A 15,085-nucleotide genomic window follows, 5' to 3' on the forward strand; every position below is an offset into this window, starting at 1 on the left:
CGCTAGCCTGAACTGAGCACATCCGCGACCGAGAGGATCACCATGTCGATCGATGCGAACGGCGACGTCACGCTTCAGGGCGTCTCCCTGCGGAGCCTGCCCAAGGTCTCGCTGCACGACCACCTCGACGGCGCGCTGCGGCCCGCCACGATCATCGAGCTCGCGGATGCGATCGGCCTGGAGGTGCCGGAATCCGAGCCGGCTGCTCTCGGGTCGTGGTTCGCGAAGCAGAGCGACTCCGGCTCGCTGGTCGAGTACCTCAAGACGTTCGACCTCACGACCGCGGTGATGCAGACGCAGGAGGGCCTCACCCGGGTGGCGCGCGAGTTCGTGCAAGACCTCGCGGCCGACGGCGTGATCTACGGTGAGGTGCGCTGGGCACCTGAGCAGCATCTGGCTCGCGGCCTCACCCTCGAGCAGACCGTGGAGGCCGTGCAGCAGGGCATCGAGGAAGGCGAGGACGCCGCGGACCGCGCGGGGCGCAGCATCCGTGTCGGCCAGCTGATCACCGCCATGCGACACACCGACCGTGCCCTCGAGATCGCCGAGCTCGCGGTCGATTTCCGCGGCCGCGGCGCCGTAGGCTTCGACATCGCCGGTCCCGAAGACGGCTTCCCGCCGTCGAACCACCGCAAGGCTTTCGACTTCCTCGCCGAGAACTTCTTCCCCGTCACGGTGCATGCGGGAGAGGCGGCAGGCCCCGCCTCCATCCGCTCGGCTCTGCTGGACGGACGCGCACTGCGCCTCGGACACGGTGTGCGCATCGCGGAGGACCTGGATGTCATCACGCAGGAGGGCGACGAGGTGCAGGTGCAGTTCGGCGACCTCGCGCGCTGGGTCCGCGACCGGGAGATCCCGCTCGAGCTCTCGCCGTCGTCGAACCTGCAGACCGGTGCGATCGCCGCGTGGGGCAACACCATGGTGGATCACCCCTTCGACCTGCTGTACCAGCTCGGATTCGCGGTCACCGTGAACGTCGACAACCGCACCATGAGTGCCACCTCTCTCACCCGTGAGCTCGCGCTGCTGGTGGAGGCCTTCGAGTACGATCTCGACGACCTCGAGACGTTCCAGTTCAACGCCGCGGCCGCAGCATTCCTCCCTGTCGAGGAGCGGGAGGAGCTCGTCGAGATGATCGCCGAGGGCTTCGACGCCTGATGATGGCTTCCGGGGGGAAGCGGCGCTCGCGTGCCGCGATCATCATCAGCGCCGCCGTGGCGGTCGTCGTCGTCGGAGGAGCGGCAGCCGCGTTCGTCTGGTTCACCCGCACGCCGGAGAACACGGTCCCGAAGGCGCAGTCCGAGGCGATCGAGCATCCGCTGACGCCGGCGGAGCAGATCGTGGCCGACGCGAACGACCCGCGCGCGTGTGCGGTCACGTTCACGGGCGAAGGTGCTCCTGCGGAGCCGATGCTGCAGTTCCAGGAATCTCTGTATCAGGGACTGCCGATCCCGCAGCTCGACGGCCGGGTCTTCGCCGGCTGGTACTCGAGCGCGGCGGACGCGGGAGCCTTCGCGGTCGCCGCCCGCGTGAACGGCGCCGATCCCGTGGTGTGCGTGGATCAGCAGGTCGAGCTCTTCGCCGCCTGGAAGACGCCGGAGGAGAACGCCGCGGAAGACGTGCGGGTGCCCATCCTCATGTACCACCAGTTCACGGCCAACCCCGAGGGCGAGAAGGGCTGGCTGCGCGGCAACTACGCGTACATCGGAGACTTCGACGCGCAGATGAACCACATCGCGACCACGGGCTTCTACCTGCCGACCTGGGATGAGCTCAGCGCCTTCATCGACGGACGGCTCTCGCTGCCGGCGAAGAGCGTGATCATCACCGACGACGACGCCGATCAGACGTGGTTCGACCTCGCGGTGCCGGTCGTCGACAAGTACAAGGTGCTCTCGACGTCGTTCATGATCACGGCCTATCGGCAGGATCCGGCGCCGTCGATCTACGTGCAGCGCCGCTCGCACACCCACGACATGCACCAGGCCGGCGACAACGGCAAGGGGCGGATGGTCAACTGGAGCGCCGACCAGATCGCAGCCGACCTCACGACCTCGGCCGACATCCTCGGCGTCGGTCAGGTGGTCGCGTACCCCTACGGGCACTACAACGACACGACCAAGCAGGGCGTCGCCCAGGCCGGCTACGAGATGGGGCGCACCATCGAGCCCGGATACGTGAAGATCGGCACGGACAAGCTCGCTCTTCCCGTGGTGCGCATCGACTACGGCATGGGGTTGGACGCGCTGGTCTCCCGCATCGGCTGAGGGGGACCGCACGGCAGGATGGTGTCATGCCTTCCGCCTCCGAATCCGCGTCCGTCTTCATCGTCGGCCCCGCGTCGTGGAACCGTATCGTCGTACTCGATCGGTTGCCGGAACCGGAGCCGCACATGCAGTTCGCCGAGGACACGTGGGAGACGGTCGGCGGGACCAGCGCCGGCAAGGCGCTCAGCCTGACCGCGCTGGGGCGCACGACGCGGCTCCAGGCCATCACCGGGACGGATGCGGAAGGGCGACGCATCCGCGAAGCCCTGCGTGCCTCCGGTGTGCGGACGCGGTGGAGCGACGGCATCACCGAACGGCATCTGAACCTCATGACGCGGGCGGGGGAGCGCGTGTCGCTGTACCTGTCGACGCCGCAGGAGACTCGAGGAGAGCATGACGAGGCGGTGCGCGACGAGATGACGGCGGCCGATGCCGTCGTGCTCGACCTCGCGGCGGAGCCCCTGCGGCTGCTGCCGGTCGCTCGAGCGACCGGCACCCCGATCTGGGTGGACGTGCACGACTACGACGGTATTGCGCCCTTCCACCGGCCGTTCCTCGACGCCGCTCACGCCGTGTTCTGCAATGCGGACCGCCTCGATGACCCGGTCGCGTTCCTGCGCTCACGCATCGCGGCGGGGGCCGGCCTCGCCGTGTGCACCCTGGGCGCCGACGGGGCGGTGGCGATCGACGGGAACGGCGACCTGCACCGGGTTCCGGCTGTGCCCGTGGCGGTCGTCGACACGAACGGCGCCGGTGATGCCTTCCTGGCCGGCGTGCTCGATGCGCGTCTCGACGGAGCGGACCTCACCGCCGCGCTCGAAGCAGGGGCCCGAGCTGCGGCGTCGGTTCTGCGCACACGGCACCTGCATCCGCTGCTCGACCCGATCCTCGGGACGGTGGGGGAATGACCCTCACGGGGCGAGCGGCGCGAGGAAACTCTCGGTCAGACGTGTGACCTCTGCGTGCATCTGCTCGCGAGAGATCGTGGGAGTGCCGTCCCCGTCCTGCGGGCCGTAGTCGCCGAAGGAGGCGTGCGAAGCGCCGTCGATCTCGACCATGTCGGCGTCGGCGGGCAGCTGGTCCCGTGCGTCGGCGATCTTCTCCGGGGTGGACAACCCGTCTTCGCTTCCGGACAGGCTGAGGACGGGGAGCCCGCTCTCGGACAGGTCGTTCGCACAGTAAGAGGCGAACAGCACGAGCGCATCGGCGTCGGCGGCGAGCTGGCAGGCGCGCACGCCACCCAGGGAATGACCGCCGACGCTCCAGACATCGACGTCGGGGACCGCAGCCGTGAAGGCATCGAGGCCGCGCGGATCGAAGAACGCCAGGTTCAGCCAGGGGCGGGTGATCACGACGGTGACCCCGTCCTCTGCGAGCCCCTGCAGGATCGCGGCGTATGCCCAGGGGTCGACCTTCGCTCCGGGGATGAACACCAGTCCCCGCTCCGACGCGCCGTCGGCCGGGGCGAGGACGATGCCCTCGTCCGCGTCGGTCACAGTGATCGCCGGGTTCTCCCGCACGGCCGCGAGCTGTTCCGGCTCCGCAGCCATGACCCCGATCTGCGACCACGCGAGCACGCCGCCGACGGCGAGCACCAGCACGATCGCGACACTCCACAGAACACGCTTCAGGATCCGGCGTCCACGCTTCTTCTGCATGGCTCCACGCTACTGCGCCCGGCGACCCTCCCGGGCGATCGTGGGGTGCGTGCGGAGGTACTCCTCGAAGGCCTGCCTGCTCGTGCGCAGCGGGGTGTAGCCGAACACCCTCTTGAGGTCTCTGTTGGCCAGGACCGGCCGGTACCGCAGGAAGGGGACCTTCTCCGGTCCGTGCTCCGTGAGACGCAGCATCCGCCCGATGCGCAGGGCCCCCGACAGCGCCCACGCCGGGAGGACGAGTTGCGGCTTCCCCAGGCGTTCGGCGATCTCGGGAACGGTCAGGCATCCGTCTCCGGCGACGTTGAAGATGCCCGGTGGGCCGTCGGTCGCCGCGCGCACCATCGCCGCAGCCACGTCGTCCACCCAGATGAAGACGAAGGGCGATGCGGATCCGGCTATCCGGAGTATCCGTCGCCCGTCCCAGAGCGCCGTTATCTGGTTCTGCACCGTCGGCCCGAGAATCGTGCCGATGCGGAACACCACCTGTTGGAGCTCGGGGTGAGCAGCCCGGTACTCCGCGAGCATCTCCTCGACCAGGCGCTTGTGCCGCGCGTACGGGAAGGCGTCGTTGCCGCGCAGAGGCTGATCCTCGTCGATCCACCGGGGATTGTCCGCGTGATAGCCGTAGGCGGCCCCGGAGCTGGAGACCACGATCCGACGGACACCCGCCTCCACGCACGCGGCGAGCACGTTCGCGGACCCGGTGACATCGACGCGGTACTCCTGCTCGACGTCGCGGCCGGGATTGACGATGGCTGCCAGATGCACGACCGTGTCGATCGCGTGCCGTCGCAGGAGCGGGGCGAGGCCGGCTGAGTCCGTCACATCCAGCGTCTCGTCGATGATGCCGTCGCGAGGCGCCCCGTGTCGAAGATCGCCGCAGACGACCAGCGCGACGTCGTCGCGGGCTGCGAGGGCCGCGGCGACATGCGAACCGAGGAACCCGCTTCCTCCCGTGATGAGCACGCGCGGCATCAGGCGGCCTCCGCCTTCGTGCGGCCGCTCGCGTCGCCGGACGAGGAGCCTGTTCGTCTTCTGGTGTGCCGCGCCCAGAGCCCGGCGAGCACGAGGCCGGCGATGATGTCCCAGATTCCCCACCAGCCGGCGACGACGGCCATGCCTCCGAGCCCGTCGAAGAACAGGAACACCAACCCGAGGCCCAGGCCGGCGTTGCGGATGCCGACCTCGAACGTCATGGCCTTGCGCTCGCGGGTGCCGAGCCCGCCGATCACCGCTGTGCCGTAGCCGAGGGCCAGGGCGACAGCGTCGTGCACCGCGACCACGATCAGGATGATGCCGAGGACCTGCACGAACACCGCCCAGTTGCCCACGAGCGCGGCGATGATGAACCCGAGCAGTGCGATGAGGCTGAACCACTTCACGAACGGCTGCACACGGGCGCTGAACCGCGGAGCCCCGGCGCGCAGCAGCAGGCCCAGCGCGAACGGGAGCCCCACGATGAGCAGGACCTCGAGCAGCATGCGCCAGGGATCGACGGCGACGTCGCGCAGCAGCGTGCGCGCCGTCGGGTGCAGTGATCCCCAGAAGGTGATGCTGAGCGGCATCGCGAAGATGTAGATCAGATTCCCGACCGCCGTGAGCGAGACCGAGAGGGCGACATTGCCGCCGGCGCGGTGGGTGAGCACCTGCGAGATGTTCCCGGGTGGGCAGCACGCCACCAGGAGCATGCCCAGCGCCATCGACGGCGGAACGGGAAGCACGAGGGTGAGTGCGAAGGTGGCGATCGGCAGCAGGAGCAGCTGTGCGAGGATCGCGATCACGAACGGTTTCGGATGCTTCGCCACGACACGGAAGTCGCTCGGTGAGGTGTCGAGGGCGATGCCGAACATGATCAGGCCGAGCACGACGTTGAGGATCGTGAGTGTGCCCGGCGTGAAGGACAGGACCACGTCGTCGACGTTCACGCCGACACCTCCAGCGCGCTCTTCTCGCGTCGCACAGCCCCCCGGTAGGCGTCCTTGTTGACGTAGTACGCCATCCGGTCCAGGCCCAGGTAGCGATAGCCGCCGGTCACATCGGGCCAGGGTGCTCCGGTCACCCGCTCGCGGAAACGGGCGGCGCGGGCAGGGTCCTCCTCGACGGCGGAGAGGTAGGCCGCGAGCAGCTCGGCCTGTTCGTAGCGGCCCTGCCAGCCGATGCCGGAGGCTTCGATCATGCCCATCACGTAGAGGCCGTTGAACGATGCGGGGAAGACGTTGAGGAACAGCCGGGGTGAGGCGCCGCGCCAGTGCAGGTGCTCCCTGTCCACGAACGGGTAGTCGAGGGTGTACCCGGTGGCGAGCAGCACCAGGTCGTAGTCGTCGGCGCTGCCGTCGCGGAAGTGCACCGTCGTCCCCTCGAAGCGGGCGATGTCCGGCCGGATGCGCAGGTCGCCTTGCCCGAGGTGATTCAGGATCAGGGTGTTCACGATCGGGTGCGACTCGTAGATGCGGTAGTCGGGCCGGGGGAACCCGAACCGCACGGGGTCACCCGTGAAGGCCCGTAGCACGCGGCTGTCGACCGCCTGCTTGATGCGCGCCGGCAGCGGGCGGCCCTGGTTGAGGGTGTCGCTGGGCCTGCCGAACAGGTAGCGGGGTACGAAGTAGTACCCGCGCCGCACACTCATGTCGATCGAGCTCGCATGGTGCACGGCATCCACCGCGATGTCGCAGCCGGAGTTGCCCGCCCCGATCAGCAGCACGCGCTTGTCCTTCAGCTGCTCTGGCGACTTGTAGGCACTCGTGTGCAGCAGCTCGCCGCTGAACTCCCCGGCGAACGTCGGCACGTTCGGCTCGGCGAGCGTCCCGTTCGCGAGGACGACTCCCGCGTACCAGCGGGTCTCGTTCCCCGTGGGGCCCGCACTGGTCAGGTCCCAGCCGCCGTCGCGCGGCTCGAGGCGGGTGACCCTGGTGTCGAACCGGAACAGCTCGACGAGTCCGAAGTGCTCCGCGTAGTCGTCGAAGTACTCCTTGAGCACCCGGTGACCGGGGTAGTCGACGCGAGAGCGCATCGGGAACTCGGCGAACTCGGTGGTCGTGCGCGAGGAGATGAGGTGTGCGGATTCGTACATCGTGCTGCGGGGGTTGGTGATGTCCCACAGCCCGCCGACGCCGTGCGACGCCTCGTAGCCGTCGACGGTGATCCCGCGTGTGTGCAGCGCACGTGCTGCGGCGAGGCCCGACGGCCCCGCGCCGATCACGGCATATCTGTTCATCTGGCTCCCCGCACATCGTCGTGCTCGAAAAACGCCCCCGCCCACCGATCGTATCGGCAGCGCGGGGGCGTGGATGAGCTGTGGGTCAGGCGATATCGAGGCCGTGCTGCCGGGCGGCGACGGCGTCGCGGACCGAGCGGAACAGCGGATGCTCGGGGTCGAGGCCCGTCGTCCTCGTGGTGAGAGCGTCAGGGTCCTCGGTCCGCAGCAGCTGCTGCAGCTCGACCGACTGCTCGTCGGCCGGGTCGTCGAACTCGAGCGCTGCCGAGACGGCCGCGACCAGAGCCTCAGTGGGCAGGCCGCGCTCTGCGGCCATGGCGGCAGGACCCACGAAGCGCTCGTGCCGGGAGATCTTGCGCAACGGTTGGCGACCGACCCGCTGGACGGTGTCGATGAGCGCGGGGTTGCGGAACCGATCGAGGATTGTCGCACGGTAGCCGGCGAGATCGTCCGGGTCCAAGCCGTGCTCTGCGACCAGCACCGCCGATGTCTCCTCGAGAGCCGCCGAGACGCTCGCCGCGATGGCGGGGTCGGCCAGAGCATCCGAGATGCGTTCGATGCCGGCGCGGGCTCCGAAGTACGCGGTCGCCGCATGCCCTGTGTTCACCGTGAACAGCTTGCGCTCGATGTACGGCGCCAGGTCGTCGACGAAGTGCGCTCCCGGGATGTGGGGCAGGTTCTCCCCGAACGGCCCTGACTCGATCGCCCATTCGAAGTAGGGCTCGACGGTGACATCGACCCCTGCTCCCTCCGGCTGTGCCGGCACGATGCGGTCCACGGCGGTGTTCGCGAAGACCGCTCTGGCCAGGAGTGTGTCGGCATCCGCCCCTGCGGCCGCGGCGATCTCGCGGCGGAGCAGGTCGGTAGCGCCGATCGCGTTCTCGCACGCCATCACCTGCAGCGGCCCGGCGGCGGGGGAGCGCAAGGCGAGCCCCGCGACGATCGACGGAGCCACGAAGCGCAGCACGGTCGGTCCGACCGCGGTCGTGACGATGTCGGCCGATGCGACCTCCTCGGCCACGACGGCGGGGTCCGTCCGGCTGTTCACCGCTCGGAAGCCGGTGACGACGTGATCGGTCCCTCCGGGGCCGGCCTCGTGCACGGTGTACGAGTCGACCGCGTTGATCGCATCGACCAGCGCGTCGGCGACGTCCGAGAACACGACCTCGTACCCGCCCTCGCGCAGCAGCAGACCGACGAATCCGCGCCCGATGTTGCCTGCCCCGAAGTGGACCGCCTTCATCCCTCGTTCACCTCCGAGAGGAGGGCGTAGAGCTCCTCCGAGGTCTGTGCCGCAGAGAGCCGTGCCACATCGTCCTCCTCCGAGAACAGGATCGCGATCCGGGAGAGGATCTCCAGATGCTCGTCGCCCACTCCGGCGATGCCGATCACGAACGTGGCCGGGTCGCCGGCCCAGTCCACACCACCGTCGTAGCGGACGACGGACAGCGCGGAGGCGAGGATCGTGTCCTTCGCATCGTTGGTGCCGTGCGGGATCGCCAGCCCGTTGCCCATGAAGGTCGAGACGGTCTCCTCGCGCTGTCGCATCGCATCGACGTAGGCCGGGGTGACGGCTCCGGCGGCGACGAGGATGTCGGTCGCCTCCTGGAGAGCCTCGTCCCGCGACGCCCCACCGGGGTGGATGCGGACCTGTTCGGGGGTGAGAACGCTCATTCGTTTTCCTTTCGCTGCTGTCGCACCATCTCGACGACCTCTTCGTACTTGGGCGAGTTCATGAAGTTGTCGACCGACACGTGGACCGAGTTCGGCGACTTCGCGGTGGCGCGCTCGGTGAGCTGCTGCTGCGTGATCACCACGTCGGCCGTGCCGTCGAGGTTCGCGATCGCCTGGTTGGTGACCGTGATGTCCTCGATGCCGGCCTTCTTGAGCTTGTTGCGCAGCACGCTGGCGCCCATCGCGGAAGAGCCCATGCCGGCGTCGCAGGCGAACACGATGCGCTCGATCGGCGCGGTCGCGACCGCCGTCGGGCTCGCGGCGGCAGCGGGCTCGGCGGCCGTGCTCGACGCCGAGGAGCGCAGCGCATCCATGGCCGCCGACGACTTGCCCTTGTTCGCCTCGGTCTGTGCGATCGCGGCGCCGAAGGTGTCGCTCTCTGCGGCGAGGTCGCGCTTGCGGGACGCGCGCAGGATCACGCCGGTGATGAGGAAGGTGACGGTGGCGGCGATGAGGACCGACAGGTACACGACCACCAGGTTGCCGACGCCGGCCCCGAGGGCTGCGAAGGTGACCGCGATGATGCTGCCCGGCGCTGCCGGGAAGGCCAGACCGCCGCCGAGGACCATGTTCGTGGTGACTCCGGCCGCGCCACCCGCGATGAGCGCGAGGATCGTGGTCGGCTTGCTCAGGGCGTACGGGAAGTAGATCTCGTGGATGCCACCGAAGAACTGGATGATGGCCGCGCCCGGTGCGGATCCCTTGGCGGCGCCGACGCCGAAGAACGTGAAGGCGAGCAGCAGACCGAGGCCGGGGCCGGGGTTCGCCTCGATGAGGAACAGGATCGACTTGCCGGTCTCTGCCGCCTGCTCGATGCCGAGCGGGGTGAACACGCCGTGGTTGATGGCGTTGTTGAGGAACAGCACCTTCGCCGGCTCGACGATGATCGACACGAGCGGCAGCAGCTGCAGCGCGACGAGCCAGTCGACAGCCGCGCCGAGAGCCGCGCTGATACCGAGCATGACGGGGCCGAAGGCGAAGAAGCCCACGATCGCGAGGATCATGCCGAGGATGCCGGCGGAGAAGTTGTTCACGAGCATCTCGAAGCCGGGACGGATCTTGCCGTCCCAGATGCTGTCGACCTTCTTCATGATCCACGCGGCGATCGGGCCCATGATCATGGCGCCCAGGAACATCGGGATGTTGGTTCCGACGATCACGCCGACGGTCGCGATCGTGGCCACGACACCGCCGCGCTCGCCGTAGACCATACGGCCGGCCGTGTTGGCGATGAGCAGCGGGAGCAGGTAGGTGACCATCGGGCCGACGAGGCCGACGTAGGCGAGGATGTTGCCGTCGGCTGCCTCGGCGGTTGCGGTCATGGCGCCCTGCCAGCCGATGACGGCGGAATCGCCGCCACCGCCGACGATCTCGGCCACACCGGCCCAGTGCCAGCCGAAGGGACTCTCCGCACCGAAGAATCCCTTGGGGATGAAGAGCATCGTGATGAAGCCCCAGGCGATGAAGGCCGCGATGTTGGGCATGATCATGCCCGAGAGGAATGTGCCGAAGCGCTGCACTCCTACGCGGAGGCCGCCGGGTTTGGTGGCGGCAGGTGACGTCGTCGTCATGATGTCGTCTCTTTCTTGTGGAGGGGGAGTTCCGCGGCGAGAGCTGCCACGGCGGTTCGGGCGGAGGAGGCATCATCGGCAGCCAGGGCGGCCGCAGCGAGGCTCCGCGCCTCGGACGGGGTGCGCTCGGACAGCGCGTGTCGCACATCGGCCAGCGCCGACGGGGCCATCGAGAGGCTGGTCGCGCCGAGCCCGACCAGCACGACGGCCAGCAGCGGGTCGGCTGCGGCTTCGCCGCAGATGCCCACGGGCTTGCCGAGACGCGCGCCCGCATCGCCGACCTCGCGCACGAGGCGCAGGACGGCAGGATGCCAGGGGTCCTGGAAGCCGGCGACCGAACCGAGCATGCGGTCGGCAGCCATCGTGTACTGCGTGAGGTCGTTGGTGCCGATCGAGGCGAAGTCGGCGTGAGCGAGAACGCGGTCGGCGAGCAGCGCGCTCGCCGGGATCTCGACCATGACGCCGGCTGTCTTCAGCCCGTACTCGCGGGCGAGGGTCGTGAAGTACACCGTCTCCTCGACGGTGGCCACCATCGGCGCCATCACCCACAGGTCGGCCTCGGTGGAGGCATCGGCCTCGGCGAGAGCCGTGAGCTGTTCGCGCAGGATGTCCTCGCTCGCGCGCAGCGCCCGCAGGCCGCGAAGACCGAGCGCCGGGTTCTCCTCGTGCGCGTCGTTGAGGAACGCCAGCGGCTTGTCGGCGCCGGCATCCAGCATCCGGACCACGACCTTCTTGCCGGGGAATGCCGCCAGCAGCTCGCGGTACGACTCGCGCTGCTGGGCGATCGTCGGCGCCTGTGCCGAGGAGAGGAACAGGAACTCGGTGCGGAACAGCCCGACGCCCTCGGCCCCCCGAACGACCGCATCGGCCGCGTCTGCGGGCTTCCCCAGGTTCGCGAGCAGCGCGACAGGCGTGCCGTCGGCGAGGGCGCCGGGAGTCGGTGGGGCGGAGTCGGCCGACCGGCGAGCAGCCGCACGCTCCGTGGCCCGCGCCTTCTCGTCGTCCGTCGGCTCGCGCGTGACGACGCCGCTGGCAGCGTCCACGATCACGGTCTCGCCGGTGGTGAGCATCTCGCCGTCGGCGACGCCCACGATCGCGACGATGCCCTTCTCCCTCGCGAGGATCGCGGTGTGAGAGGTGGGTCCGCCGTCGGTCGTGATGAGCGCCAGCACCTGGTCCAGGTCGAGGAGCGCGGTGTCGGCGGGGGCGAGGTCGCGCGCCACCAGCACGAACGGGTGTCCCGGGTTCGGCACGCCGGGGGCCTCGACGCCACGAAGGCGGGCGAGCACGCGCTGTGCGATGTCGTCGAGATCGGCTGCGCGCTCGCCGAGGTAGCCGCCGACGGCCTCGAGCGTGGCGCGGAAGCCGGCGAACGCATCGTGCACGGCCCATTCCGCCGTCGCTCCGGCGTCGATCCGGGTATCGACCTCGTCCTGGAGCGTCGGGTCTTCGGCGATCATCGCCTGCGCCTCGAGGACCTCCTGCGCGGATCCTCCCGCGGCCTCCCCGCGCTCGTTGAGCTCGCTCGCGACGATCGAGACGGCGTCGCGCACCCTGGCGCGTTCGGCATCCGCACCCGCGGTGCTGGGAATGTTCTCCGGGGCGGGCATCGCCTCGGCCATGCGGACGATCGGCCCCTGGGCGACGCCGAGGCCGATCCCCACCCCGCGCAGCTCGCTCATCCGGCGGCGTCCTGGTCGTGGTCGGTGGTGAGGAGCTCGGTGAGCGTGTCCAGCACGTTCTCGGCACCGTCGCCGTCGGCCGTGAGGGTGACGTAGTCGCCGTGCTCGACCGCCAGCGCGATGACCCCGAGGATGCTGGCGGCGTTGACGGCCTTGCCTGAATCCTTGGCGATCGTCACGGGGATGCCGGAATCCTTGGCCGCCTGCGCGAAGAGCTTCGCAGGGCGCGCGTGCAGTCCGTGGGAGGAGCCGATACGGACGGTGCGGGTGGCGGTCATGATGTTCCTTTCGGGGTTTCGCCGGCAGCGGCGAGGATCGATCGGGCGAAGACGAGGGTGCGCGAGCCGTCGAGGTCGGCGAAGACGTCGTCCGGCAGCACCGCGACCGGCGCGCTCGCCTGGTCGCGGATCGCGGCGAGGCGTTCGGTCAGATGCGGGCCGACGAGGACGAGGTCGTGAGCGGAGCCGGCGACGGAGGTCTCCATGCCCGCTGCCGTCTCCCAATCGAGACCGGCCGCGGCTGCCGCGCGGCGCAGCCGCTGTGCGACGAACGTGCTCGATGCGCCCGCACCGCACACCACGAGAATCCTCATCGATGCCCACCCTTCCTGAGAACAGTCTGGGAACCGCCGAGGGGTCGGCGCCAACACGTTCCTTTCCGCCCCTGCGGAACAGGCTCTTCCGCCCGAGGACGCAGGGCACCTGACATCATGGAGAACACGTCGAGACAGTGCGGTCAGCACGCGGGAAGAGGAGGATCATGTCGCGCCAGCGCCAGGACCAGCTCCTCGCGGCGCTGCTGCGTCAGGAAGGATGGGCGACGGCCGCGAGCCTCGCCGACCTGATGGGGGTGACGCCGCGCAGCATCCGCTCCTATGTCGCGGCGCTGAACGCCCGCGCTCCCGGGGCTGCGGTGATCGAGTCGGGTCCCGCCGGCTATCGCGCCGGATCCGGTGCCCGCGGCGCGCTGCGGATGCGTCAGAGCGGAGAATCCGCACCGCGCGACCGCCTGCACACGCTCGTGCGTCTCCTGCTCGACGAGCACGGAGGGATCGACGTGTTCGACACCGCCGAGGATCTGCACGTCAGCGAGGCGACGCTCGAGGCCGACCTGGTGCGCGTGCGCGGTCTGCTCGACGGGACGGATCTGGTGCTCGAGCGAGAGCGCGAGACCGTGCGGCTGCGAGGCAACGAGACGGCGCAGCGTCGTCTTCTGAGCAGACTCGCCCATGACGAGATGGATGACGCCTCCTTCCATCCGGAGACATTCCGCCGCGCGCTCTCCGGCTCCGCGGTCGCTGCGAGCGCGGTCGGACCCTTCAAGTCGTCACTGGTGCGCGAGCTCGGCGAGCTCGGCTACTACGTGAACGAGCTCGCGATCTCCGACGTGCTGCTGCACATCGCCATCGCGGCGGAGCGGGTCGCGGCGGGGCACACCCTTGAGTCGACCCCGGCGGGTACTCGCGAGGAGATCCCGCGCGTCGGAACCGTCATCGCCCGCCTCGCTTTCGAGCACTTCTCCGTGGCCCTCGGCGAGGGCGACAGCGGCCACCTCGCCTCCCTGGTCCTCACCCGCATCGTCGCGCCGGGAGAGGATGCGACGCGCGAGGTCGCGCGCAGCGGTGTGGATCCGGCCGTCGAGGCGGCCGTGCGCGCGGAGATCGCACGAGCTGCGGAAGACTTCCAGGTCGACCTCGTGGATGAGACGTTCGTCCTCCGCCTCGCGGTCCACGTGCAGAACCTGCTGCGGCGAGCCGAGGAGAGCGCCCTCACCCGCAACCCGCTCACCCGGTCGCTCAAGACCACCTACCCGATGATCTTCGAGGTGGCCGTCTCGATCGCGAGCGGCCTGCACGACCGCGTCGGCACGCCCATCCACGACGATGAGATCGCGTACATCGCGATGCACGTGGGCGGGCGCCTCGAACGCAGTCGGAAGGCGGAGTCGATCCTCACCGCCACGATCGTCTGCCCGGGGTATCACGAGCTGCACGAGCTGCTCCGCTCCAGCGTCGACCGCTCGCTGGGCTCGGCGATCGAGGTCACGACCGTCGTGACGAACGTCGACCCCGACTGGTCGTCGTTCGACACCGACCTCGTGCTCAGCACGATCGAACCTGGGTCCTCCGGCGACCGTTTCGTGCGCATCCAGCCGTTCCTGACCGACGCCGACGTCGACCGCATCCAGCAGGCGGCGGCTCGGGTGCGTCGGGGACGACGTCTCACGCGCCTTCGGGGTGAGCTCGCCCGCTACTTCCTGGCCGACGCCTACGTGTTCCCGCTGCCGGACGAGGGGGAGGAGGCGATCATCCGACGCCTCGGCGGGCTCCTCGTCCAGGCGGGGCTGATCGGCGAGGACTACGTCGAGAACACCATCGTGCGCGAGCGGATGTCCTCGACCGCCTTCACGGATGCGCTCGCGGTCCCGCACGCGCTCCAGATGACCGCGAGCCGCACCGCCATCGCCATCGGCGTCGCCGACGGCTCTGCGGCGTGGGGCGGAGGACGCGTGCAGGTCGTCGCGCTCGCGGCCTTCAGCGAGAGCGATCGTGCGGCGTTCCAGACCGTGTTCGAGCAGCTGGTCGAAGTGTTCAGCGAGCGCGAGAGCGTGCAGCGGATCGTCCGGAAGGGGACGACCTTCGAGGCGTTCCTCGACGAGCTCGTCTCTGTGATCGACGGCTGACCGCGGTCGCCGTCATCCGCGGGGCGCGAGCACCTCCGCGAGCTGATCGAGAACGGCCTCAGCCGTCGCGGAGGGCGCCGTCTCGAGCACGACCGAATCCCCCGAGGCGATCCCGAGGTCCATGACCGCCAGCACACTGGTCAGGTCGACGATCGTGCCGTCGCCCGTGCGGAGGGTCACCGGAGCGGTGTGGGACTGCGCGAGTCGTACCAGTTCGGCTACCGGTCGAGCGTGCGCACCGTTGTGCGCGCTGACGACGAGGTGTCGGACGGGCATG

Annotated in this window: 15 protein-coding genes; 4 read left to right on the top strand and 11 right to left on the bottom strand. The window is 69.5% G+C overall.

The annotated features are described in order from the left end of the window. Positions 1 to 42: 42 nt before the first annotated feature. From D514_RS22220 to D514_RS22230, 3 genes are read left to right on the top strand one after another with little or no spacing between them, the layout of a single operon-like run. On the top strand, positions 43 to 1,158 hold the full coding sequence (locus D514_RS22220; RefSeq protein WP_017828472.1) for an adenosine deaminase: 1,116 nt from the start codon (positions 43 to 45) through the stop codon (positions 1,156 to 1,158). Then, positions 1,158 to 2,267, top strand: a complete 1,110-nt coding sequence (locus tag D514_RS22225) for a polysaccharide deacetylase family protein (RefSeq protein ID WP_017828473.1) — start codon at positions 1,158 to 1,160, stop codon at positions 2,265 to 2,267. The genes D514_RS22220 and D514_RS22225 overlap by 1 nt, the downstream gene beginning before the upstream one ends. A 26-nt stretch (positions 2,268 to 2,293) precedes the next feature. Next, entirely contained in the window at positions 2,294 to 3,175 is an 882-nt protein-coding gene (locus tag D514_RS22230; RefSeq protein WP_017828474.1) for a carbohydrate kinase family protein, read from the top strand. Between the two features lie 3 nt (positions 3,176 to 3,178). Here the strand turns inward: D514_RS22230 and D514_RS22235 are convergent, their stop codons facing one another. The 10 genes from D514_RS22235 to D514_RS22280 form a co-directional block, all read right to left on the bottom strand. After that, complete coding sequence (locus D514_RS22235) at positions 3,179 to 3,925, bottom strand: alpha/beta hydrolase (RefSeq protein ID WP_017828475.1); 747 nt, start codon at positions 3,923 to 3,925, stop codon at positions 3,179 to 3,181. 9 nt (positions 3,926 to 3,934) lie between these two features. Next, positions 3,935 to 4,900 carry an SDR family oxidoreductase gene (locus D514_RS22240; protein ID WP_017828476.1) on the bottom strand — a complete coding sequence of 322 codons (966 nt, stop codon included), beginning with the start codon at positions 4,898 to 4,900 and terminating at the stop codon, positions 3,935 to 3,937. Next, positions 4,900 to 5,850, bottom strand: a complete 951-nt coding sequence (locus D514_RS22245) for a bile acid:sodium symporter family protein (RefSeq protein WP_017828477.1) — start codon at positions 5,848 to 5,850, stop codon at positions 4,900 to 4,902. The genes D514_RS22240 and D514_RS22245 overlap by 1 nt, the downstream gene beginning before the upstream one ends. Then, entirely contained in the window at positions 5,847 to 7,139 is a 1,293-nt protein-coding gene (locus D514_RS22250; protein ID WP_017828478.1) for an NAD(P)/FAD-dependent oxidoreductase, read from the bottom strand. The genes D514_RS22245 and D514_RS22250 overlap by 4 nt, the downstream gene beginning before the upstream one ends. Before the next feature lie 85 nt (positions 7,140 to 7,224). Then, positions 7,225 to 8,382, bottom strand: a complete 1,158-nt coding sequence (locus tag D514_RS22255) for a mannitol-1-phosphate 5-dehydrogenase (RefSeq protein ID WP_017828479.1) — start codon at positions 8,380 to 8,382, stop codon at positions 7,225 to 7,227. Further along, the gene (locus tag D514_RS22260) at positions 8,379 to 8,813 is read right to left on the bottom strand and encodes a PTS sugar transporter subunit IIA (RefSeq protein WP_017828480.1); all 435 of its coding nucleotides are present in this window, start codon (positions 8,811 to 8,813) and stop codon (positions 8,379 to 8,381) included. Before D514_RS22260 ends, D514_RS22255 begins: the two co-directional genes overlap by 4 nt. Continuing rightward, positions 8,810 to 10,444 (bottom strand): PTS mannitol transporter subunit IICB, encoded by a 1,635-nt coding sequence (locus tag D514_RS22265; protein ID WP_017828481.1) that lies wholly within the window; start codon positions 10,442 to 10,444, stop codon positions 8,810 to 8,812. Before D514_RS22265 ends, D514_RS22260 begins: the two co-directional genes overlap by 4 nt. After that, on the bottom strand, positions 10,441 to 12,126 hold the full coding sequence (gene ptsP, locus D514_RS22270) for a phosphoenolpyruvate--protein phosphotransferase (protein WP_017828482.1): 1,686 nt from the start codon (positions 12,124 to 12,126) through the stop codon (positions 10,441 to 10,443). Before ptsP ends, D514_RS22265 begins: the two co-directional genes overlap by 4 nt. After that, the gene (locus D514_RS22275; RefSeq protein ID WP_017828483.1) at positions 12,123 to 12,404 is read right to left on the bottom strand and encodes an HPr family phosphocarrier protein; all 282 of its coding nucleotides are present in this window, start codon (positions 12,402 to 12,404) and stop codon (positions 12,123 to 12,125) included. The genes ptsP and D514_RS22275 overlap by 4 nt, the downstream gene beginning before the upstream one ends. Further along, positions 12,401 to 12,718: a PTS sugar transporter subunit IIB gene (locus D514_RS22280; RefSeq protein WP_017828484.1), complete on the bottom strand. Its 318-nt coding sequence runs from the start codon at positions 12,716 to 12,718 to the stop codon at positions 12,401 to 12,403. The genes D514_RS22275 and D514_RS22280 overlap by 4 nt, the downstream gene beginning before the upstream one ends. Positions 12,719 to 12,885: 167 nt before the next feature. On the opposite strand from D514_RS22280, the gene D514_RS22285 reads away from it, so the two are divergent. Next, positions 12,886 to 14,808 carry a PRD domain-containing protein gene (locus D514_RS22285; protein WP_017828485.1) on the top strand — a complete coding sequence of 641 codons (1,923 nt, stop codon included), beginning with the start codon at positions 12,886 to 12,888 and terminating at the stop codon, positions 14,806 to 14,808. 12 nt (positions 14,809 to 14,820) lie between these two features. On the opposite strand, the gene D514_RS22290 is transcribed toward D514_RS22285, so the two are convergent. Then, positions 14,821 to 15,084: an HPr family phosphocarrier protein gene (locus D514_RS22290; protein ID WP_017828486.1), complete on the bottom strand. Its 264-nt coding sequence runs from the start codon at positions 15,082 to 15,084 to the stop codon at positions 14,821 to 14,823. Between the last annotated feature and the right edge of the window lies 1 nt (position 15,085).

Origin of the sequence: Microbacterium sp. UCD-TDU (assembly GCF_000340625.1) — a bacterium.
GTDB classification, from domain to species: Bacteria; Actinomycetota; Actinomycetes; order Actinomycetales; family Microbacteriaceae; genus Microbacterium; species Microbacterium maritypicum.